Source organism: Caballeronia sp. GAFFF2, from assembly GCF_023631485.1.
In the GTDB taxonomy this organism is placed as follows: domain Bacteria; phylum Pseudomonadota; class Gammaproteobacteria; order Burkholderiales; family Burkholderiaceae; genus Caballeronia.
This window is the reverse complement of sequence record NZ_JALQDA010000023.1, coordinates 257,166-277,470: the sequence shown is the minus strand read 5'-3', so window position 1 is coordinate 277,470 and position 20,305 is coordinate 257,166. Positions and strand designations below refer to the sequence as shown.

The 20,305-nt window shown below is 63.2% G+C and carries 21 protein-coding genes; 9 read left to right on the top strand and 12 right to left on the bottom strand.

Features of this window, described 5'->3' with window-relative positions:
- The first annotated feature begins 28 nt into the window (after positions 1-28).
- From NCT04_RS14875 to NCT04_RS14845, 7 genes are all read left to right on the top strand, one after another.
- Positions 29-1,108, top strand: coding sequence for a CobW family GTP-binding protein (locus tag NCT04_RS14875; protein ID WP_250466241.1), 1,080 nt, complete (start codon positions 29-31; stop codon positions 1,106-1,108).
- Between the two features lie 564 nt (positions 1,109-1,672).
- The gene (dksA, locus tag NCT04_RS14870; protein WP_035962045.1) at positions 1,673-2,089 is read left to right on the top strand and encodes an RNA polymerase-binding protein DksA; all 417 of its coding nucleotides are present in this window, start codon (positions 1,673-1,675) and stop codon (positions 2,087-2,089) included.
- Positions 2,090-2,431: 342 nt separating this feature from the next.
- Positions 2,432-2,968, top strand: coding sequence for an ATP-dependent protease subunit HslV (hslV, locus tag NCT04_RS14865; RefSeq protein ID WP_244826658.1), 537 nt, complete (start codon positions 2,432-2,434; stop codon positions 2,966-2,968).
- A gap of 24 nt (positions 2,969-2,992) precedes the next feature.
- Positions 2,993-4,339, top strand: a complete 1,347-nt coding sequence (hslU, locus tag NCT04_RS14860; RefSeq protein ID WP_250466239.1) for an ATP-dependent protease ATPase subunit HslU — start codon at positions 2,993-2,995, stop codon at positions 4,337-4,339.
- Between the two features lie 352 nt (positions 4,340-4,691).
- Positions 4,692-5,780, top strand: coding sequence for a bifunctional DNA-binding transcriptional regulator/O6-methylguanine-DNA methyltransferase Ada (gene ada / locus NCT04_RS14855; RefSeq protein WP_250466237.1), 1,089 nt, complete (start codon positions 4,692-4,694; stop codon positions 5,778-5,780).
- A gap of 147 nt (positions 5,781-5,927) precedes the next feature.
- A complete protein-coding gene (gshA, locus tag NCT04_RS14850; RefSeq protein ID WP_244826655.1) occupies positions 5,928-7,541 on the top strand; it encodes a glutamate--cysteine ligase in 1,614 nt (537 codons plus the stop codon).
- Positions 7,542-7,682: 141 nt separating this feature from the next.
- Complete coding sequence (locus NCT04_RS14845) at positions 7,683-8,192, top strand: hypothetical protein (RefSeq protein WP_244826654.1); 510 nt, start codon at positions 7,683-7,685, stop codon at positions 8,190-8,192.
- Positions 8,193-8,195: 3 nt separating this feature from the next.
- Here the strand turns inward: NCT04_RS14845 and NCT04_RS14840 are convergent, their stop codons facing one another.
- The gene (locus NCT04_RS14840) at positions 8,196-9,755 is read right to left on the bottom strand and encodes a DHA2 family efflux MFS transporter permease subunit (RefSeq protein ID WP_250466235.1); all 1,560 of its coding nucleotides are present in this window, start codon (positions 9,753-9,755) and stop codon (positions 8,196-8,198) included.
- Positions 9,756-9,851: 96 nt separating this feature from the next.
- Positions 9,852-10,352 (bottom strand): MarR family winged helix-turn-helix transcriptional regulator, encoded by a 501-nt coding sequence (locus NCT04_RS14835; RefSeq protein WP_250466233.1) that lies wholly within the window; start codon positions 10,350-10,352, stop codon positions 9,852-9,854.
- Between the two features lie 199 nt (positions 10,353-10,551).
- Between NCT04_RS14835 and NCT04_RS14830 the strand changes: the two genes are divergently transcribed.
- Together NCT04_RS14830 and NCT04_RS14825 are read left to right on the top strand one after the other, a co-directional pair.
- Positions 10,552-10,833: a hypothetical protein gene (locus NCT04_RS14830; RefSeq protein ID WP_244826651.1), complete on the top strand. Its 282-nt coding sequence runs from the start codon at positions 10,552-10,554 to the stop codon at positions 10,831-10,833.
- Between the two features lie 190 nt (positions 10,834-11,023).
- Entirely contained in the window at positions 11,024-12,622 is a 1,599-nt protein-coding gene (locus NCT04_RS14825) for an efflux transporter outer membrane subunit (protein ID WP_250466232.1), read from the top strand.
- A gap of 223 nt (positions 12,623-12,845) precedes the next feature.
- On the opposite strand, the gene NCT04_RS14820 is transcribed toward NCT04_RS14825, so the two are convergent.
- The 10 genes from NCT04_RS14820 to gspF form a co-directional block, all read right to left on the bottom strand.
- Positions 12,846-13,625: a type II secretion system protein N gene (locus tag NCT04_RS14820; protein ID WP_244826649.1), complete on the bottom strand. Its 780-nt coding sequence runs from the start codon at positions 13,623-13,625 to the stop codon at positions 12,846-12,848.
- Between the two features lies 1 nt (position 13,626).
- Positions 13,627-14,130 (bottom strand): type II secretion system protein M, encoded by a 504-nt coding sequence (locus tag NCT04_RS14815; protein WP_250466230.1) that lies wholly within the window; start codon positions 14,128-14,130, stop codon positions 13,627-13,629.
- On the bottom strand, positions 14,127-15,440 hold the full coding sequence (gene gspL, locus NCT04_RS14810; RefSeq protein WP_250466228.1) for a type II secretion system protein GspL: 1,314 nt from the start codon (positions 15,438-15,440) through the stop codon (positions 14,127-14,129). Before gspL ends, NCT04_RS14815 begins: the two co-directional genes overlap by 4 nt.
- Before the next feature lie 17 nt (positions 15,441-15,457).
- Positions 15,458-16,570, bottom strand: a complete 1,113-nt coding sequence (gene gspK / locus NCT04_RS14805; RefSeq protein WP_244826646.1) for a type II secretion system minor pseudopilin GspK — start codon at positions 16,568-16,570, stop codon at positions 15,458-15,460.
- Complete coding sequence (locus NCT04_RS14800; protein WP_250466226.1) at positions 16,567-17,238, bottom strand: PulJ/GspJ family protein; 672 nt, start codon at positions 17,236-17,238, stop codon at positions 16,567-16,569. Before NCT04_RS14800 ends, gspK begins: the two co-directional genes overlap by 4 nt.
- Complete coding sequence (gspI, locus tag NCT04_RS14795) at positions 17,216-17,602, bottom strand: type II secretion system minor pseudopilin GspI (RefSeq protein WP_244826644.1); 387 nt, start codon at positions 17,600-17,602, stop codon at positions 17,216-17,218. Before gspI ends, NCT04_RS14800 begins: the two co-directional genes overlap by 23 nt.
- Positions 17,602-18,084, bottom strand: coding sequence for a GspH/FimT family pseudopilin (locus tag NCT04_RS14790; protein ID WP_244826643.1), 483 nt, complete (start codon positions 18,082-18,084; stop codon positions 17,602-17,604). Before NCT04_RS14790 ends, gspI begins: the two co-directional genes overlap by 1 nt.
- Before the next feature lie 13 nt (positions 18,085-18,097).
- Entirely contained in the window at positions 18,098-18,556 is a 459-nt protein-coding gene (gene gspG, locus NCT04_RS14785; RefSeq protein WP_244826642.1) for a type II secretion system major pseudopilin GspG, read from the bottom strand.
- 117 nt (positions 18,557-18,673) lie between these two features.
- On the bottom strand, positions 18,674-19,087 hold the full coding sequence (locus NCT04_RS14780; RefSeq protein WP_244826641.1) for a type II secretion system protein N: 414 nt from the start codon (positions 19,085-19,087) through the stop codon (positions 18,674-18,676).
- The gene (gene gspF, locus NCT04_RS14775) at positions 19,087-20,304 is read right to left on the bottom strand and encodes a type II secretion system inner membrane protein GspF (protein WP_250466224.1); all 1,218 of its coding nucleotides are present in this window, start codon (positions 20,302-20,304) and stop codon (positions 19,087-19,089) included. Before gspF ends, NCT04_RS14780 begins: the two co-directional genes overlap by 1 nt.
- Position 20,305 lies beyond the last annotated feature (1 nt).

Here is a 20,305-nt window from a genome sequence, read left to right as displayed (position 1 = left end):
GAACACAGACAAGGACACAGGCGACACCATGATTCCCGTAACCATCCTGACCGGCTTTCTGGGTAGCGGCAAAACCACGCTGCTGAAGCGCATTTTGAACGAGCAGCACGGCATGAAGATCGCCGTGATCGAGAACGAGTTCGGCGAAGAGAACATCGACAACGAAATCCTCGTGCAGGAAACGAACGAGCAGATCATCCAGATGAGCAACGGCTGCATCTGCTGCACGATTCGCGGCGATCTGGCGCGTGCGCTGGAAGACCTCGCTAACCGCAAGAAGGCGGGGACGCTCGATTTCGACCGCGTGGTGATCGAAACGACGGGTCTCGCGAATCCGGGCCCCGTGGCGCAGACGTTTTTCATGGACAACACGGTTGCCGACGAATTCCTGCTCGACGCGATCATCACCCTCGTCGATGCAAAGCACGCGAACGCGCAGCTCGACCAGCACGAAGTGGTGCAGCGTCAGGTCGGTTTCGCAGACCGCCTGTTCATCACCAAGTCCGACCTCGTCGATGCCGCCGCGCTCGAAGCGCTCAAGCATCGCCTGCTGCACATGAACCCGCGCGCGGCCATTCGCGTCGTCAATTTCGGCGATGCGGACATCAAGGAAATCTTCGACCTGCGCGGCTTCAATCTGAATTCGAAGCTCGAGATCGACCCGGATTTCCTCGCGGAAGACGACCACGACCACGATCACGGCCATGACCACGCGCACGATCACGGCGACGACCACGATCACGCCACTTGCGGTCACGATCATAGCCACGACCATGAGCATCATCATCACCATCACGCGCATCACGACGACAAGATCAAGTCGTTCGTGTATCGCAGCGACAAGCCGTTCGATCCGAACCGCCTCGAAGACTTCCTGGGCGGCATCTTGCAGATCTACGGCGAGCGTCTGTTGCGCTACAAGGGCGTGCTCTATATGAAGGGCGTGGATCGCAAGGTCGTGTTCCAGGGCGTGCATCAGATGATGGGCAGCGACCTCGCCAGCAAGTGGATGCCGATCGAGAAGAAGAACAGCAAGATGGTGTTCATCGGTATCGAGTTGCCGAAGGATCTGATTTTCGACGGCCTCGACGCCTGCCTCGTCAAATAGATTGGCATGCATATCGCTTGATAGCCGCGGTTCCCGTCTTCAGGAAGCGTGCGCGAAAAGCTGGAAACGCCGCCGCGGCCTATCGCGCGCGGCGTTTTTCGTAGCGTGACTTTCGTGTGGCGTGTGTAGTCGCGACCACGAAGCAGCATCGCTTTTTGTACGTCCACGCGTTATATTTTTGAAATTCCGACATAAATTGACAGGGTTTTCTCGTTGTCGTCGGAAATTGCGGTTCAGTTACAATACAGCCCCACTGGAGAAGGGCAAATCCGTTTGGCGCATGGCTTGAAGTCACATCTGAGCCTTACGCTGTCGGATGTCAGGAGAAGGGATGGCCTGTTTTGCGTTATCTCGATTTAGCGGGGGAAGGCGAATCGAAACAACGCAGGAAGGCCCGGAACGCGGACATGCGAAAAAATGCCCCGCGTACCGGATACATCCGTAATCGGTTTCCAGAGGAGTTCGGCCCCGCATCGACGTGTCGCGTGATGCCATGACGCTGCATGCGGGTAATGTAGTCGGGGCGTTGCGGAAGACTTCGCCTTACATTGAAGAAGCAAGCAGATGACAACGAAACTCTTGACCGAAGCCGAAATCCTGAAGATGAGCGAGAAGGACTACATGAACGAGGAACAGCTCGCCTTCTTCAAGAACCGGCTCGAACAGTTGCAAGCCGACATTCTCAAGAATGCCGGACAGACGACCGAGAACCTGCGGGAAACGGTGATCGTGCCGGACCCGGCGGATCGCGCGACCATCGAGGAAGAGCATGCACTGGAACTGCGCACGCGTGACCGCGAACGCAAGCTCCTGAAGAAAGTGCAGCAGTCGCTCGCGCGCATCGAGTCCGGCGATTACGGCTGGTGCGAGGAAACCGGCGAGCCGATCGGCATTCCGCGTCTCATCGCGCGCCCGACCGCCACGCTCTCGCTCGAGGCACAGGAACGCCGCGAACTGCGTCAGAAGCTGTTCGGCGACTGAAGCGCGTCTTTCTCGGCGAACGTCGCGGGGCCGCCCGCCACGGGGAAGACGCCGCCGCGAAATTCGCGTGTTCGAACGCTCCGGTACACGCAAGGCACACGCATCCGCGTGTGCCTTTTTGTTTGCGCGGCGCGTCCTGCGCATCGCGTGTCTTGATAAATTCCCCATCGCCCTAAAATGAATCCGACGCGCCCGTTCACGACGACGGCGCGTGCGCGGCGCCGGACGCTCGTCTTTTCGAGTCGGGCGGAACCCCGCGCCGTGCACTCCATCGAATTCTCGACTGCGTGGCGGTTCTTTAGATCGAGCCGCCCGCGTCCTTCGTTTTCTCAAGGAACGCACATGGAACAATTTCACGGCACGACCATCGTCTCCGTGCGAAGCGGCGGCAAAGTCGCGTTGGGCGGCGATGGTCAGGTGACGCTCGGCAATATCGTCATGAAAGGCGGCGCGAAGAAAGTGCGCCGTATCTATGGCGGCAAGGTGCTGGTCGGCTTCGCCGGCGGCACGGCCGACGCGTTCTCACTGCTCGACCGCTTCGAAGCGAAGCTGGAAAAGCATCAGGGCAATCTCACGCGCGCAGCCGTCGAACTCGCCAAGGACTGGCGCACCGACCGCATGCTGCGACGTCTCGAAGCCATGCTGATTGCCGCCGACGCGCAAGCCACGCTCGTCATCACCGGCAACGGCGACGTGCTCGATCCCGAAAACGGCATCTGCGCCATCGGCTCGGGCGGCGCGTACGCACAAGCCGCGGCACAGGCGCTCGCCGAAAACACCGAACTCTCTCCGCGCGAAATCGTCGAGAAGGCGCTGACCATCGCCGGCGACATGTGCATCTACACCAATCACAATCGCGTCATCGAGACGATCGAGTAAGCGCACGCGCGCAAAGGACCAACGATGACCACCATGACTCCCGCCGAAATCGTCTCGGAACTCGACAAACACATTATCGGCCAGGGCCGCGCGAAGAAAGCGGTCGCGGTCGCGCTGCGCAATCGCTGGCGCCGTCAGCAAGTCGCCGAGCCGCTGCGTCAGGAAATCACGCCGAAGAACATTTTGATGATCGGGCCGACGGGCGTCGGCAAGACCGAGATCGCGCGACGTCTCGCGAAGCTCGCGGACGCGCCGTTCATCAAGATCGAAGCGACCAAGTTCACCGAAGTGGGCTACGTCGGCCGCGACGTGGACAGCATCGTGCGCGATCTGATCGAGATTTCGGTGAAGCAGACGCGCGAATCGGAGATGAAGAAAGTCCGCACGAAGGCCGAGGATCGCGCCGAAGACCGCATTCTCGATATTCTGCTGCCGAGCGCGCGGCCGGTTGGCTTCGGCGCGTCGAGCGCGGCGGAATCGGCCGAGGACAGCAACAACGTCACGCGTCAGACCTTCCGCAAACGGCTGCGTGAAGGCGCGCTCGACGACAAGGAAATCGAACTCGATGTCGAACAGCCGCAAGTCGGCATGGACATCATGGGTCCGCCGGGCATGGAAGACATGACCGAGCAGATTCGTTCGATGTTCGCGAACATCGGCGGCGGCAAGAAGACGCGCCGCAAGGTGAAGGTGAAGGAAGCGCTCAAGCTGCTCACCGACGAGGAAGCCGGCAAGATGCTCAACGACGAAGAGGTCAAGAGCCGCGCGGTGCAGAACGTCGAGCAAAACGGCATCGTGTTTCTGGACGAGATCGACAAGATCGCGTCGCGCAGCGAAACCGGCGGCGCGGAAGTGTCGCGCGCAGGCGTGCAGCGCGACCTGCTGCCGCTCGTCGAAGGCACGACCATCAACACGAAATACGGGATGATCAAGACAGATCACATTCTGTTTATCGCGAGTGGCGCGTTCCATCTGGCCAAGCCGAGCGATCTGATTCCCGAACTGCAAGGGCGTTTTCCCATTCGCGTCGAGCTGGATTCGTTGTCCGTGCAGGACTTCGAGTCGATCCTGAATTCCACCGATGCAAGTCTCGTCAAGCAATACAAGGCGCTGCTCGCGACCGAAGGCGTGGAACTCGATTTCGCCGATGACGGCATCCGGCGTCTCGCCGAAGTCGCATTCTCGGTGAACGAGAAGACGGAGAACATCGGCGCGCGGCGGCTTTACACGGTGATCGAAAAGTTGCTGGAGGAAGTGTCGTTCGCGGCGGGGAACCACACGGGCACACCGGTGCGAATCGACGCGGCGTATGTGGATCGCGCACTGAACGACGTGGCGCAGGACGAGGATCTTTCTCGCTACGTGCTGTGATGTAGCTCGGTGAAAACGAACCGGGCGAGCTTCAGACGCCCGGTTTTTTTACGCCCGAAAGCCACGCGGCGCGCGGCATCGCCAAAAACGACAGACGAAAAAAAGCCCGCCTAGTTGGCGGGCTGAATCCATATCAGGAGGAGACATGGAGGAGACAGTTCCAATACTACACAGCCACTTGATGCGACGCAATAGTTTTTTTAGTAAAAACCCCTATGGCGCCGAAGTGTGGCATCTGTGCGTCACAATTCTGAAATTGCTGGACGCGGCGCGCGATGACAGCGCAAGAAACGGCGCGTAACCTTTCTCACAGGGCCTTACAGTGGATTCACGCCCTTCCACTGGAGCAGCCATGAACATCGCGGAAACCTTTCATATCGTCCCTGATTTCGATACCGACGCCGGCCGCTGGCAAGCCGTGGTCGATCGCGACGCGCGCGCCGACGGCGCTTTTTTCTTCGCGGTGCGCACCACGGGCGTATTCTGCCGTCCGTCGTGCGCGTCGCGGGCGCCGCGACGCGAGAACGTCGAATTTTTCCAGACGACGGATGCCGCCGCCGAAGCGGGTTATCGGCCATGCAAGCGTTGCCAGCCGACCGGCCTGCCGCGCGAACTCGCGATTGTCGAGCGCGCGTGCAAGGTACTCGACGCCGATCCGCAGCGGCGCCTGACGCTCGCGCAACTGAGCGACGCCGTGCACGTCAGCCCGTTTCATTTGCAGCGCTTGTTTTCGCGCATCGTCGGCGTATCGCCGCGGCAGTATCAGGCGGCGAGGCGCGCAGGCGTGCTGCGTGAAGCCTTGCAGCACGGCCAGGACGTCACCCGCGCGACCAACGACGCCGGTTTCGGCTCGCCTTCGCGTCTGTACGACGCCGTTCCCGCCGAACTCGGCATGACGCCATCGGCCTACAAGCGCCGTGGCGCGGGCTCGACCGTGCGCTATACGACGGCCGACACGCCGCTCGGCGTCGTGTTGGTCGCGGCAACCGACAAGGGCATCTGCAAGATCGCTTTCGGCGACGATGGCCGCGCACTCATCGATCAATTGGCGGTGGAATTCGCCATGGCCGAGCGAATCGAGGATGCCACGCGACTGGAGCCGTTCGTCGCGCAAGTTCTGGCCTACGTGCAGGGCACGCGCGAACGTTTCGATTTGCCGCTCGACATCGGCGCCACGGCGTTTCAAGGGCGCGTCTGGGAAGCGTTGCGCAACATTCCCTACGGGCAGACGCGCACCTATTCCGAGATCGCCGAAGCGCTCGGCGCGCCGCGCGCGGTGCGGGCGGTGGCGAACGCGTGCGCGTCGAATCCGGTGGCGCTCGCGATTCCCTGCCATCGCGTGATTGGCAAGGACGGCGCGATCACGGGGTATCGCTGGGGTGTGACGCGCAAGGAGGCCCTGCTCGATACCGAACGCGCGCAAAGGGACGCGAAGTCCTGAGCGCGGCCGCCCCGCAAACCCCGGAAATCCCCGCAAACGCCCGCTGCCATTGGGCCCAAGCACGTCGAACACCGAGATGTTAAAGTGCCCGCTACCCGAAAATAAGACCGGGCGCGAAACACCTGCGCTCCTCGCTCAACGGCTTCAATGGCAAACCAGCAATCCGCTCACCCCAAGGCCGGCGCCTATCAGCGCCGGCTCGCCGCGCTCGCGTCCGGACCGCACGCCAACGCGTTGCGTCAAGGCTTGCGCGGCATCGAGAAAGAAAGCCTGCGCGTGACGCCCGAAGGCAAGCTCGCGACGACGCCGCATCCGCGTTCGTTCGGCTCGGCGCTGACGCATCCGCTCATCACGACCGACTATTCGGAAGCGCTCGTCGAACTCATCACGCCGGCGGAAACGGATATCACGCTGACGCTCGATCGTCTCGATCTGCTGCATCGTTTCGCCTACGCGCATCTCGGCGACGAGTTGCTGTGGAACGATTCGATGCCCTGTTCGCTGCCGCCGGAAGACGACATTCCGCTCGGGTTTTACGGCACGTCGAACATCGGTACGCTCAAGCACGTGTACCGGCGCGGGCTGGCGCTGCGCTACGGCCGCACGATGCAATGTATCGCGGGCATCCACTACAACTATTCGCTCGACGAAAACGTCTGGCGCGCGTGGCAAGCGCTCGATCCGTCGAGCACGCTCTCGGCGAAAGACTTCCAGTCGGAGCGTTATTTCGCGCTCATCCGCAATTTCAGGCGCACGAACTGGCTGCTGATGTATTTGTTCGGCGCATCGCCCGTGCTGAACCGGCGCTTCATCGAAGGCAAGGCACATAGCCTGGAAGCGCTCGACGCGGACACGTTCTATCTGCCGCACGCCACCAGTCTGCGCATGAGCGATCTCGGCTACACGAACAATCCCGCGCAGGCGGATTTATTGCCGAGTTACGACAATCTCGCCGCGTATGTCGACGTGCTCGCGAACGCCGTGAGCCAGCCGTATGCGCTTTATCAGGCCATCGGCACGCAGCGTAACGGCGAGTGGGTGCAGATCAACACCAACGTATTGCAGATCGAAAACGAGTTCTACTCGACCATTCGGCCTAAGCGCGTCACGCGTTCGGGCGAGCGTCCGCTGCATGCGCTGGCCGATCGCGGCGTGCAGTACATCGAAGTGCGTTGTCTGGATATCGATCCGTTCGAGCCGACCGGCATTTCCCTCGCCACTTCGCGCTTTCTCGACGCCTATCTGCTTTACTGCGCGCTCGAAGACAGCCCGTTGCTCTCGCGCGAAGCGAATCTCGAAGCGAACGGCAACTTCACCAAGGTATCGAAGGAAGGGCGCAAGCCAGGACTGACGCTTACGCGCGACGGCGCGTCCGTGTCGATGCAGCAATGGGCCGAGGAATTGTTCGACGCCATTGCGCCGGTTGCGAAGATCCTCGATCAACTCGACGGCACGAACGACACCACGCGCGTGCTCGAAGCACTGCGGCCGCGCATTCGCGATGCATCGCTGACGCCTTCGGCACGCGTGCTTCAGACGATGCGCGACAAGCAGCAATCGTTCGATGCCTTCGCGCTCGACTTGAGCCGCCAGCATGCGGAGTTCTTCCGCGAGCGTCCGCTTTCGCCCGAAGAAGCAGGCGAGATGGCCGCGCTTGCCGCGAAGTCGCTGGAAGAGCAAGCCGAGATCGAACGCAATCAAACCGAAACGTTCGACGAATTCGTCACCGCGTATCGCGACTACAAGGCGGGCGCGCGCTGAACCGGCGCGTAGTTTTACCTTGCCCGCGCCTCGTGCGCGCGGCAAGCGTTACGCGTGTTTGAAACAACCCGAAACGCGCAGAAACGCCGCCCGGCGGGATCAGTCAAAATGATCAAGGACTTATCGACTAGCGGGGATGCAATGAGCACCAAATTACTGAAGGCCGCATCGGCGACGGCAGCGCTGGTTCTGCTCGCGAGCTGCACGAGCGAAGGCCAGGTCAGCAGTCAGACGATGGAGCAGGCCACCGCGCCGCTCACCTGCATGAGCAAGCTGGAATGCGACGCCTGGTGGGCGCGCGCGCAAGTCTGGGTGACGAATCATTCGGAGTACAAGCTTCAGGCAATCACGGATTCGATCATCCAGACGGCAGGACCGTCGAGCGGCAAGCGTGCGCTTGCTTATCAGATCACCAAGACGCCGAGCAACGAAGGCACGGCCACGATCGGTTTCGCCGCGCATTGCGACAGTCCGCTCGGCTGCCAGCCGGGTCCGTGGCAAGCGGGCGCGGATTTCAAGCAGTTCGTGCGCAATGGCGCGACGCGCCCCGTGAGCGCAACGCCGCAAGCCGTGCAGACGAATCCGCAACCTGTACCGCTCAATCTCGACAGCCAGCCGGGCCAGTCGGGCGAACCGCTCACGCCGCAATAGGCGTCAGTGTCCCGTCGTCGCCGACGCGCCTTTCCTCGGGCGCGTCAGCCAGACCATCGCGGCGAGCACGAGAAACGCATAGAAGGAAATGCGGAAAAAGTCGTTGGTCGACATCATGTACGCCTGCGCCGACACCACGCGGTCCAGTTGCGCCGTCAGTGCCTGCCCTGAAAGCCCCAGTCCCGAGAGAAGGTCCGAATAAGCGGTCGTGCCCTGCGAATAGGCGCTCACCGACTCCGTGAGCACCGAATGATGGCGGATCATGTCGTTCTCCCAGAAGGTCGTGCTAACCGCCGTGCCTATCGCGCCCGACAAGGTCCGCAGAAAATTCGACAGCCCCGCCGCGCCGGCGAGCCGTTCGTCGGAGACGCTCGATAGCGTGATGGTCGTCATCGGTACGAAGAAGCACGCGACGCCAATGCCCTGAATCAGACGAGGAAAGATGATGTGGCTAAAGGGCGTATCGAGCGTGAAGGTCGAGTTCCAGTACGACACGAACGCAAACACGATAAACGCGAAGCTCGCGACCACGCGCAGATTCATGCGATGCATGTTTTGCCCGATCATCGGCGAGAGCACGAGCGCCAGTATGCCGACCGGCGCGGTTGCAAGACCCGCGAGCCACGGCGTATAGCCGAGCACGGTTTGCAGCCACAGCGGCAACACCACGACCGAGCCGAAGAACGCGAGAAAGCCCAGCGAAGTGATCATCACGCCCATTGCGAAATTGCGGTCGCGGAACAGCGACAGGTCGATCACCGGTTCTTTTTCCGTCACCTCCCACGCGAACATGAACGCGAGCGATACCGCCGCGACGATCGCTAGCGTGACGATGAACGTCGAGTTGAACCAGTCGCGGTCCTTGCCGAGATCGAGCATCATCTGCAGGCTCGCGACGCCGATCACGAGCAAACTGAGCCCGACGGCGTCGATGCGCTGTCGCGTCGTCTTGGTCTCATGTCCGCGCAGGAGAAAGTACGCAATCGCCGCCGAAAAGATGCCGATCGGCACATTGATATAGAAGATCCACGGCCACGTGTAGTTGTCGGTGATGTAGCCGCCCATCACGGGACCGAAGATTGGCGCGACGATGACAGTCATTGCCCACAAACCGAGCGCGAGTCCGCGTTTTTCCGGCGGATAGCTGCGCATGAGAATGGTTTGCGACAGCGGCACCATGGGGCCGGATACGAGGCCTTGCAGCAGCCGGAAACCGATGAGCGATTCGAAGTTATGCGCGAAGCCGCAAAGCGCCGACGCCACGGAAAACAACAGCACGGAGATAGTGAACAGTTTCACTTCGCCGACGCGGCGCGCGAGCCAGCCGGTGAGCGGCACGGCGATCGCGGATGCAACCGAGTACGAGGAAATTACCCACGTGCCTTCGCTCGTCGCGACGCCCAGACTTCCTGAAATGGTCGGCACGGCGACATTGGCGATGGATGTGTCGAGCACTTCCATGAAGGTGCCGAGCGCCAAGCCCATTGTCAGCAAGGCGAGGATGCCGCCCGTGAGCGGACGCGGCGCGGGCGTGGCGGGTTCGGCAGTCGCGGTCGTCGACATATCTTTTCTCTTATGCGTTCGAAAGTCCGTGCCGCGGCATTCTCTGCCCAGACAGCGAAATGCGCGGCTTTTGGCGGCTACGTTGCCGCTGCTTGGTCACTCCTCGGCGTCTTCCGCACATCCGACACAACCTGCGCGGCCAGCACCAGGCGAATTGCCGATGATGCGCGCTAGCATCGACGTCAGAAGATCGAGTTCGGCCCGGCTGAAGCCTGCCAACTGCTCGTTCAGCACCGCAGCGCCAAGCGCGGGCAGTTGCGCGGCGGCGGCGCGGCCACGGTCCGTCAGATTCAGTTCGACGATGCGCCGGTCCGCGTCGCTACGCGTGCGGCCGATGAAACCCTTCTTCTCCAGCCGGTCCAGCATGCGCGTCATGGAACCGCTGTCGTAAGACATCTCGCGCGACAGTTCCAGCGGCGTGCGCGCTCGACCCGCTGCCAGGAAAAGCAGCACGCCGATTTGTTGCGACGTCAGATCGAGCGGCCGCAGCGCTTCGTCAGTTCGCGCGATCAACACGTTGCGAGCCTTCGCAAGGTAGTAGCCGAGGCTGGTGTCGAGTTGAATCGTGGCCGGATCGTAAAGCGGTTCGCTGGTCATTCGACGGTCCGTGGGACGACGCGCAAAGCCATGCAACGTCCCGGAAAAGCAACATTCCGAAAAAAGCAATCGGTAGTATCTTGAAAACTACTTGCATAGTCAATATTATTTAAGCCACCGAGTTACGCGCGACATGCGCCACCCGAGACCATGTTCTGATCGCCCGATGCGTCGTTCGCGACGCCCCAAGGACCCTTCGATGACCCGCTTTGCCCGCACCGCCGGCCGACGTTTCGGCCAAGTCAGCAGCTCGATCGCCAACGCATCCCGTCAGTTCGTTCCGCCGAATCTGAACTCGTGGAAATTCGCGTTGTATCTGATCGTGTTCCTGATGCCGGGCGGTTCGTTCATCGTGCTGGCCATGGGATGGTTCGAGAATCGGCAGCGGCGCAAGACTGAAAAGCCGGCGCGTGCATCCAACCGCACCTTGCTTCCCGCGCCGTGCGCTTGCTCCAGTAGCGGCGGAGCAGGCGGCGCCTGAAGCGCGTAACGCGTCGTAACCGATTTCCGCCACCGCGTAACACCCACCTTACGCCGAAGCCGTTACCCTAACGTCTGCCTGACGCTCGCGCGCAAGTCCCCCGACCTGCTTCGCGAGCGTTCCGTTACCATCTCGGCAGTCGCATTCGTCGTATCGGACGAAGCGCCGCCGACAGGAATTTCGAAAGCAGATGCCGTCTCGCCTCGCTGTTTCATCCTCGCTGCGCCTTTCCGCCACTGCGCTTGCGGCCACGCTGGCGTTGTCCTTCGCCGGTTGCGCGGTCGGCCCCGACTATCAGCGCCCGTCCACGGCAATGCCCGCGTCCTATAAGGAAGCGCCCGAAGGCTGGAAAGTCGCGCAGCCCGCCGATCAGACCGATCGCGGAACGTGGTGGACCATTTACGACGACGCAACGCTCAACGACCTCGAAGCGCGGCTGAATCAGTCGAACCAGACGGTTGCGCAATATGCGGCGGCTTATCGGCAGGCGCGGGCGCTCGTCGGCGAGGCGCGCGCGGCATATTTCCCGACCATCGGTGCGTCGGCTTCGGGGTCGCGCTCTGGGCAAGGTGCCGGCACGCGTTCCACGAGCACTTCGACGTTCGGCAACAGTTCCAGCACCGTCGGCAACAGCTTCAGCGCATCGCTCGATGCCACTTGGGAGCCTGATCTCTGGGGCAGCGTGAGCCGCACGGTATCGGCGCAGAAGGCCGGCCAGCAGGGCGCGGCAGCCGATCTTGCGAACGCGCGTCTGTCCGCGCAAGGCACGCTCGCGCAGACCTACTTCCAGTTGCGCTCGCTCGACGCGCAACAACGGCTTCTGGACGATACCGTCGCCGCTTATCAGCAGTCGCTGAAGCTCACGCAGAATCAGTATGGGCAGGGAATCGTCGCGCGCTCGGACGTGATTCAGGCGCAGACGCAGTTGCAGTCGGCGCAGGCATCGGCAATCGATAACGGCGTCGCGCGCGCGCAGTACGAGCATGCCATCGCGGTGCTTATCGGCGAGGCGGCTTCGACCTTCTCGCTGGCGCAGATGCCGCTCGATGCCACGCCGCCGACCGTGCCCGCGCAGATGCCATCGGCGATTCTCGAACGGCGGCCGGATATCGCATCGGCCGAACGGAAGGCTGCGGCGGCGAACGAACAGATCGGCGTGGAAATCGCGGCGTACTTTCCCACGCTCACGCTCTCCGCGCAGGGCGGCTTCGAAAGCTCGGTGTTGTCGCAATTGCTGCGCGCGCCGTCGCGTTTCTGGACGCTCGGCCCGGACATCGCCGCAACCATTTTCGATGGCGGTTTGCGCGCCGCCCGCACGGACGCCGCGCGTGCCGCTTACGACCAGAATGTCGCGACGTATCGGCAGACGGTGCTGACGGCGTTTCAGGATGTCGAAGACAATCTCGCTTCGCTGCGCATTCTCGAGAAGGAAGTCGTCGTGCAGCAGCAGGCGGTGGAGTCGGCGCAGCAGGCGCTCGCGATCATCAACAATCAGTACAAGGCGGGGACGGTCGCGTTCATCAACGTGCTGACCGCGCAAACCACGGCGTTCACGGCGCAGCAGAAGCTGGCGAATATCGCGGGACAGCGGATGGTCTCGTCGGTGGGATTGGTGAAGGCGCTAGGCGGCGGGTGGGATGTCGCGCAGATGGATCAGGAAACGGGGACGGCGCAGCCGCCAGCTTCGGCTTCGGCTTCGGCTTCGGCTTCGGCTTCGGCTTCGGCTTCGGCTTCCGATATCGTCAGTCAGACGCTATCGGCTAGCGACAAGCGCGCGTCAGCCGACTAAAACGCCCGTGCAAGCTCGAACGCATGCGGGTTGCCTGGTGCGCCGCGTTGCGGGCAAGCAAGCACAAGCCAGCTGAGCAAAAAATCTCGCGAGCGCAAGCGGTGCGCTCAGTGCGCCTTCGTTTTTCAACGTGCGCGCACGAACCGCTCAATCCGAAGCGCCGTTGGAAAGACAACTTGCACAACCGCACCGGCACTAAAGACATCCGAAAGCCAGCACCGCCTCACCGCACCAAGGTCAGCGCCACCGTATCCTGATCCGTATGCCGGCCTAGCAGATTCAACAGTCCCGCCAGATTCTCGCGCTGCTCGGGCGCCGCCGTCGCGGTGCCGTTAAACGCCGTCGAACCCTGCGACACCGTGCCGTTTCCCTTCAGCAGGAGCGGGCCACGCGTAGTCGTGAGATCGATTTCCGCCGATTCACCCTGCGCCTGCAACGCCACCCGATACGACCCGAGCGGCTTCACCCGCGATACTCTCGACGACATGTCGTCAAGCGTGACGACCACCTGCCCATACGCATTCCTGCCAAGCACGCGGAACTCGGTCCATGTGAGCCGCACCGAACCATCGAAGTTCAGCGTGTTGAACGGCGCGCCGAGTCCGGAAAGCAACGTGGCCGGCACGGCGATCCCGCCAGCCGAAAGAAACGCGCCGCGCGGCGTGGCATCGACGATCACGGCGTCGGGCATCGCTTCGCTCTGGCGCATGGTCATGTGAACGCGGCCCGTGAAAAGCGGCCAAAACGCCGTCGTCCACTCGATACGCCCCGGCAGCAGCGTCGCGCCGGAAACGTCGCCGCCCGTCGCGAGCATGAGCGTGGCGGACCCGCGCCAGAGCGAACCCGCCGGATCGACGAGATTCACGCGGCCGCCCGTCACGCGCGCGAATTGCGGCGTGATCCAGGCGGCGGGCAGCATTACGAGCAGCGTGCCGGCGACCGACAAGATCATCACGAAAAACGCCGGCAGCGCGTACCGGATTCGGCGAGTCCAATAGCTCATGTCACTTCACGCTCGCCGGTTGCAGCGATGCCGTCAGATCCACCTGGCCATCCGGCTGAAGCGCCGTGACATGCGCCTCCGACACTTGCACCTTGAACTGCTTGCGGGCGTCGTCGAGCCACAGCGTCCAGTTCGGAAACGACGTGTTCTTCAACTGAATCTGCACCGCCGCGCCGATCACCTGCACCTGCGTCGCCTGCATGCCGCTGTCCGCCAGCGACTTGGTGAGCGCATCGCGCAAGGCGCCGCCCGTCGGCGTCACGCTATCCGAATTGCCCGCGAGCGAGCGCGCCTCGTTGGCTTGCGCGGTCATCGTCGCGAGGTGGCGTTGCATGGCGGGCAGCGTGTCGCGCAAGCGGCCGCGCCCTTCGAAGGCAGGCGCCCACAGCACCAGATACACGAGCGCGAGGCCGAGAACCAGTCCGCCCCAGAACAGCAGCGCCTTTTCGCGTGCCGTGCGCGCCTCCCAAAACTCCCCGAGCGAACGTCCGAGTTCCGCTTTCATTGACCGCTCCTGATCGTCCACTTACCCGTGTTGCTGTCGATTGCACCGTTCAGCCCGTTGGCCGAAAGACGCCGGGAAAGATCGCCATCGACCTTCGTCTCCGGTTTGAACGTCACTTCGAGATGCCGATCGCGATAATCCAGCCCCGCGATGCCGTTCACCGGCACCGGCCCGAGCGAACGCGCGAGGCCATCGGCGAGTGTCAGAAAATCCGATGGCGACAGCTCGCCCGACGCCACGCGCAGACGATCGAGATTGCGCGTCATCTGGTCGGGCGCGTCGAGCACGACGGTGGTTTTCGGAAAGGCGTTGAGCAGCAGCTCCGTCATCTGCGCGCTGATCGCGTCGCGCTGACGCGCAAGCTGAATCCACTGCACGTTGATCCCGATGATCGACACGACGATCGACGCCACCACGAGCGCGATCGGCACGCGCAGACGGCGCATCGTCGTGCGGTCTAGCCGCCACGGCTGCGCGGCGAACTCGAACTGGCACAGATCGAAGCGGCTCGCGAGCGCATTGCGTGCGAGCGACTCGAACGCGAGCGGCTCTGCGCCGACGATGCTCGCCGCCGCCCGCGACGACGCGAGACGCGGCTCGTCGCCCGGAAGATCGAGAAGCGAATACACGGTGACCGGCTGATCGCCCGCGAGAGCGTCGAGCGTCGCGGCGATGGAATCGGACGGCAAGGCGAGTCCCTCGCCGAGCGCCGCGTGCTCGCCGCGCGCAATCGCCACTTCCATGCGCGGCGCGACAAGCGCGGCCGGCGCGGCCACTTCGCCGATCAGCGCGGGCGCGGTCGAAACCACATGCCCGAGCAGTCCGGCGACGAACGGTGGCGCGGCAAGTGCTTCATCGGCTTCGCGGGACGGAATCGGCAGGCAACGCATGGCGGGCACCGCCTTCACATTGCGATGCCCCGCGCCAGAGAATGCCTCGCGCACGAAGCGGAACCAGCCGCGATCGATGACCGCGAGCACGCGCCGGCCATCGGCGAGCGCGACGGGATCGACGGCGATATGGCAAGTCTGCGCGTCCTGGATCACCCGATCCTCGATCACGTTCGGCAGCGCCTGACGCAAGCGCGGCCCCTTCAGCGGCGGCACTTGCGCGGCGAGCAGCAGCGTGTCGCGCGCGGCGACGATCAGCACGGTCGCGTTCGCACGCGGCAGCAAGCCGAGCGATGCGCGGCCAGCGCGCTGAGTTTCGCCGCGCTTGTCGAGCAGCACGAACGGCAGGTCGGGCAGATGCCACTCTTCCGAGCGCACCGCCGGATCGCGCGGCGGTAGTAGAACGATCAGTGTGCTCAAAGGCCACTTCCTCTCATTTAAAGCGCGTCGCGCGTATAGACGATGCGCGTCGTATGCGTGGTCGGATCGCGGTACACGAGCGTCGAGCGCTCCAGCTGCGCGCGCTCATGTTCGACGCGCCCACGGATCACGAAATAGCGTGTGGTGACATCGAGCTCGCTGGGATCGATCGATGTCGCGGTCTTCACGCCCGCGCCGGTGAGCGCGAGCTGCACGTTGCCGGTATCGTGAAAGAACACCGTCTCGCGGCGCGCGACGAACGCCTGCGCCTGCGATAGATTCATTCCCGGCACCACGGCCGCGACCACTTCGGCGGGCGCGGTGTTCATGTTCACGGCGGTCGTCGTCGGCAAAACGGTGACGAACGGCCTGAGCTTCGCGACGGCTTCCGGCGAGAAACCCTGCACGTCGAGCAGCGAGTCCACGCTGATCATCTGCAAGGGCGCGACGGGCGCGTCGGTATCCGCGTCCTTCAGGCCGGGATCGTCGGTGAAATTGCCGCCGCCCGTGCCGCCGCCCTGCGCAATCGCCGCGATGGTCGCTTCCGGCGTGGTCGTGCTCGTCGTGGTGCTGTTGCCCGTTTGCGTCTGAAAACGCGTCGCGGACCGCGCGAGACCCGCGCGTATCTGCAGCGCCACCGTTTTCGCGAGCGACCCGTTGATGCCAAGAAGCGTAAGCAGCCGCTGGAACGCCTGAATCTGTTCGACGTTGATGGTCAGTACGCCCGGCGTTGGCGTCGACACGAGGTTGCGCAGATTGAACTTCGCCTGCGCGTCTTCAATCGATCCGGACAGAAACGTCTGCGCGCCTTCCTGCGAACGCACTTCACCAATCTGCCCGAGAAAGTCCGACAGCTTCGTCTTCGCGATGGGCACACCCCACACGCCGCCGAGATACGTGACGGTCGGCGAGGTATCGGCTTCCGAGCGCAAAATGAGGCGCGTCCAGTCGAGCGCGCTACGCGAAATCCACTGCGCCTGCGCGAGCAGCCGCTGATTTTCGATACGCCGCACCTGCACCTGCTGACGCCACAACATGCCCGACACCAGAATGGCCGACAGCGCGACCACCAGCAACGCGCTGATGATCGCGACTCCGCGTTCTTTCCGGCTTCTGGCGCGCATCGTCATTCTCCGACCATGAATACACGCGTGATCGGCACGGCGAGATTGCGCGCGCCGACCGCCACCTGAATTCCCGAAACCGCGCGCGGCAGCGGCGCGTTGCCGAGCTGCGGCACCTTCAGGTTGTTGTCGTTCTCGTTGATCTGCGAGAACACGTCGTTCATCCTCGTGGTCCAGCCTTTCTGCGGAATATAGACGCGCGAGGCGAGCGAAGCCACGCCGCCCATCAACTGCACCGCGTTCCAGCCGTCCGCCTTATCGCTCGATGACAACGCGCGCCGCACTTCGCCCACATTCGCGAGCGGCGGCGACGCGAAGCGCACGATGCGTCCGTCCGATAAACGGTAACGCACCACCTGCAAACGTGGCGGCGCACCGACCGCGAACATGCCGCGCACGATCTGCAGCGAACCGTTGTCGATCGACACCGCGGGCTGACCCGCTTCGTCGTCGGTGGCGGCCTGACGCGCGTCGATACGCATCTGGTCGAACAACTGCGCGACCACGCGCTCGTCTTCCATCGAATTGGTGATGGTCGCACGGGCGCGGATGATGGAGTCGAGCCCGCGCCACGACAGCACCGCGATCACCGCCAGAATGGCGATGGCGATCAGCATTTCCAGCAGCGTAAAGCCGCGCTGCCTCGCGGCGTCAGAGGGAGCGGTTCGTTTCATTCGCCACCACCGTGACCATTTGCGCGAGATAGCCCGAACGGCCCGGCGTCGTGACGAACATCTCGACGCGCCGGAAAATCGGGTTGGGCGTCGCGGTGACGCGCTGCGTGCAGACCAGCTTCAGGTTGCCCTGCGAACATTCGAAGGTGCGCGAGCCGATCTCCGGGAATGTGTGCGCCAGCCGAATCTGCGCGAGCTCGTTGTCCGCGCTCCAACCGGCAAGCAGACGCCGATGCAAATCCGCCTCGCCGTTGGCAATCGCGCCGACCGCCCTCAGCGACGCGGCAAGCGCCACCGCGATGATCGCCAGCGCAACCAGCACTTCGATCATCGTGAAGCCGCGTTCCTTCCGCCGGGTGCACATCACCGCACCTGAAAGCGGCCATTGCCGCTGCCGACGATGGTCGCGCGCCCTGCCGGCGAAACGAGCGTGACTTCCATGGGCGTGTCGATGGCCTCGGTGCCGAAGACGAGGCGGCTTGCCGACTTGTCGGAATCGAGAAACTGGATCGTCGCGCTCGTCACGCCGCCTTCCCACGGACGCGGCCGCAGCAGATCGTCGCGCAGCGGACGCCAGCCGTCCTCGGTGCGGATATCGAAGCGAAAACCGCCGTCGTAAGGCTGCCACGCGATGGGCCGCGCGCGCACTTGCGCTTCGTCGCCCGCGGATTCGAACAGGAGCGCGAGACGCTGCGCTTCCTCGTTGAGGTCGGTGCGCGGATTGCGCGTGAGCTGCAACGAAGCCAGCGACACGAGCAGACCCGCGATCACCAGCACGACGAGCATTTCCAGCAGCGTGAAGCCTGCTTCACGGCCTCTATGCATATCGCGCCTGCCCACGATCATTCCTTCGATGAGATTACTGCCACGAACCGACGTCGGCGTCGTTGCCGTCGCCGCCCGCCTTGTTGTCCGCGCCGTAGCTGAACACGTCGATTTCGCCGTGCACGCCCGGATTCAGATATTGATACTGCGCGCCCCACGGGTCGGCCGGCAGACGTTCCAGATAGCCGCCGTCCTTCCAGTTGTTCGGCGCCGGTTCCGTGGTCGGCTTCTCGATCAGCGCGCGCAAACCCTGCTCTTGCGTCGGATAACGGCCGTTGTCCAGGCGATACAGCTTCATCGCCTGCATGATGGTGCCGATGTCCTGTTTCGCGGCAACGCGGCGCGCCTCGTCCGGACGACTCATGATCTTCGGCACGATGAGCGCGGCGAGAATGCCGAGAATGGCGATCACCACCATGATTTCGATCAGCGTGAAACCGCCCTGACGGCGCGCCTTTGCAACGTTCATGCGGCGTTGTGTCCACAATTGCATGACTACTACCTCTTGATATGAATCCGGGGCTTGCGCCCGCTGTTATTGAAAATTCCCGCCGAGCATTCTAGCGAGCGCGTTCGCATGAACACGCGAACGAACCCGCCGCGCGGCGCTTTAGCGCACGTAGATCGTCGGTCCCGGCGGCATCTGCGGCAGGAAGATCTCCGACTTCGAGCCGTTACGATCGATGATGATCGAACGCGCGCGCACTTCCGAAAGCTTCACGCCTTGCGTGAGCGGACCGCCGAGCGAGATCGCGCGGGCCGGCTCGCCGCCATAACTGACGATAGCCGCCGCGCCGTGCTGCAGGGCCAGGATGCCGAACAGATGCACATCCTGATTCGCTTGCCGTTCCAGTTGTCCGCCGAAAATAGTCGCGGCCTGTTCCACCGACGGCGTGCGCGTGGCGGCGGCGGCGGGCAAGGGCGCGGTCTGCCGCGAAGTCAGCGTGACGACCCAGTACGTCACGGTCACGCAAAAGAGCGCGAGGGCGGCGAGCGATATCAGGCGAATTTGCAGGCTGTTCATTACTGCACCAGATTGTTCAGTTCGATGATCGGCAGCATCACCGCGAGCACGATCACCAGCACGACGCCGCCCATCGCCAGAATGAGCAGCGGTTCGAGCAGACTCGTCAGGAACATCGTGCGGCGTTCGAGTTCGCGCGCTTCGCCTTCGGAGGCACGGTCGAGCATGGTGGTGACGTCGCCGGTGGCTTCGCCGGAGCGGATCAGATGCACCAGCACGGGCGGAAACGTCTTCGTGTTGCCGAGCGCGCGCGACAGCGACGAACCTTCGCGCACGCGCACGATGGCGTCCTCGACGTTATTGCTCATCGCCCGGTTGCTCAGGGTTTCGCCCGCGGCCTGCAGCGCGCGCAGGATCGGCACGCCGGCGGCCGTCAGAATGGCGAGCGTGCTGGCAAAGCGCACGGTGTTATAGCCGCGCACCAATTTGCCGATGAGCGGCGCGGTGAGCAGCCAGCGGTCGAACGCCATGCGCGGCCCGGGCCGCGCGAGAATGCTCTTGACGATCCACGCGAAAAGCGCGACGCCGATCAGCATGGCCCACCAGTAATTTCGCACGAACGCGGAGAGCGCCATCATCATCACGGTGAGAACGGGCAGCGCCTGCTTGGTGCTGGCGAACACGTTCACGACCTGCGGCACGACATAACTCAAAAGAAACGTGACGATGCCAAGCGCGATGATCGTCACGATACCCGGATACGTAAACGCCAGAATGATCTTCTGTTTCAGCGCGTTGCGTTGCTCGATGTAGTCCGCGAGACGGGAGAGCACGAGACCCAGCTTGCCGGTATGCTCGCCCGCCGCGACGAGCGCGCGATAGATCTCGGGGAAGTCTTTCGGATGCTGCGCCAGCGCATTGGCGAACGAATGCCCGCCGAGCACTTCGGCGCGGATCGCGGCCATGAGTTCGCGGATGTAATCGCGCTCGGACTGCTCGGTCAGAACCGCGAGCGTTTCGCCGAGCGGCAAACCCGCGATCAAGAGGCTCGCGAGCTGACGCGTGAGAATGGCCTGCTCGCGCTGCGACAGACGCCGCCCGAGCGAAAGGCGTTGCTGCCGTTCGCCGCGCGTCCGCGTACCCGCCGCCTCGACGATAAGCGGCGTCAGACCTTGCGTGCGCAACTGGCTGCGCGCGGCGCGGGCGCTGTCGGCATCGAGCACGCCCTTTTGCGTCTTGCCCGCGTGGTCGATCGCTTCGAAACGGAAAGCCGGCATA

Bases quoted from the DNA above. Each gene is read 5' to 3' on its own strand.
- NCT04_RS14875 (WP_250466241.1), top strand. From the start codon at position 29: ATGATTCCCGTAACCATCCTGACCGGCTTTCTGGGTAGCGGCAAAACC.
- dksA (WP_035962045.1), top strand. From the start codon at position 1,673: ATGACAACGAAACTCTTGACCGAAGCCGAAATCCTGAAGATGAGCGAG.
- hslV (WP_244826658.1), top strand. From the start codon at position 2,432: ATGGAACAATTTCACGGCACGACCATCGTCTCCGTGCGAAGCGGCGGC.
- hslU (WP_250466239.1), top strand. From the start codon at position 2,993: ATGACCACCATGACTCCCGCCGAAATCGTCTCGGAACTCGACAAACAC.
- ada (WP_250466237.1), top strand. From the start codon at position 4,692: ATGAACATCGCGGAAACCTTTCATATCGTCCCTGATTTCGATACCGAC.
- gshA (WP_244826655.1), top strand. From the start codon at position 5,928: ATGGCAAACCAGCAATCCGCTCACCCCAAGGCCGGCGCCTATCAGCGC.
- NCT04_RS14845 (WP_244826654.1), top strand. From the start codon at position 7,683: ATGAGCACCAAATTACTGAAGGCCGCATCGGCGACGGCAGCGCTGGTT.
- NCT04_RS14840 (WP_250466235.1), bottom strand. From the start codon at position 9,755: ATGTCGACGACCGCGACTGCCGAACCCGCCACGCCCGCGCCGCGTCCG.
- NCT04_RS14835 (WP_250466233.1), bottom strand. From the start codon at position 10,352: ATGACCAGCGAACCGCTTTACGATCCGGCCACGATTCAACTCGACACC.
- NCT04_RS14830 (WP_244826651.1), top strand. From the start codon at position 10,552: ATGACCCGCTTTGCCCGCACCGCCGGCCGACGTTTCGGCCAAGTCAGC.
- NCT04_RS14825 (WP_250466232.1), top strand. From the start codon at position 11,024: ATGCCGTCTCGCCTCGCTGTTTCATCCTCGCTGCGCCTTTCCGCCACT.
- NCT04_RS14820 (WP_244826649.1), bottom strand. From the start codon at position 13,625: ATGAGCTATTGGACTCGCCGAATCCGGTACGCGCTGCCGGCGTTTTTC.
- NCT04_RS14815 (WP_250466230.1), bottom strand. From the start codon at position 14,130: ATGAAAGCGGAACTCGGACGTTCGCTCGGGGAGTTTTGGGAGGCGCGC.
- gspK (WP_244826646.1), bottom strand. From the start codon at position 16,570: ATGACGATGCGCGCCAGAAGCCGGAAAGAACGCGGAGTCGCGATCATC.
- NCT04_RS14800 (WP_250466226.1), bottom strand. From the start codon at position 17,238: ATGAAACGAACCGCTCCCTCTGACGCCGCGAGGCAGCGCGGCTTTACG.
- gspI (WP_244826644.1), bottom strand. From the start codon at position 17,602: ATGTGCACCCGGCGGAAGGAACGCGGCTTCACGATGATCGAAGTGCTG.
- NCT04_RS14790 (WP_244826643.1), bottom strand. From the start codon at position 18,084: ATGATCGTGGGCAGGCGCGATATGCATAGAGGCCGTGAAGCAGGCTTC.
- gspG (WP_244826642.1), bottom strand. From the start codon at position 18,556: ATGCAATTGTGGACACAACGCCGCATGAACGTTGCAAAGGCGCGCCGT.
- NCT04_RS14780 (WP_244826641.1), bottom strand. From the start codon at position 19,087: ATGAACAGCCTGCAAATTCGCCTGATATCGCTCGCCGCCCTCGCGCTC.
- gspF (WP_250466224.1), bottom strand. From the start codon at position 20,304: ATGCCGGCTTTCCGTTTCGAAGCGATCGACCACGCGGGCAAGACGCAA.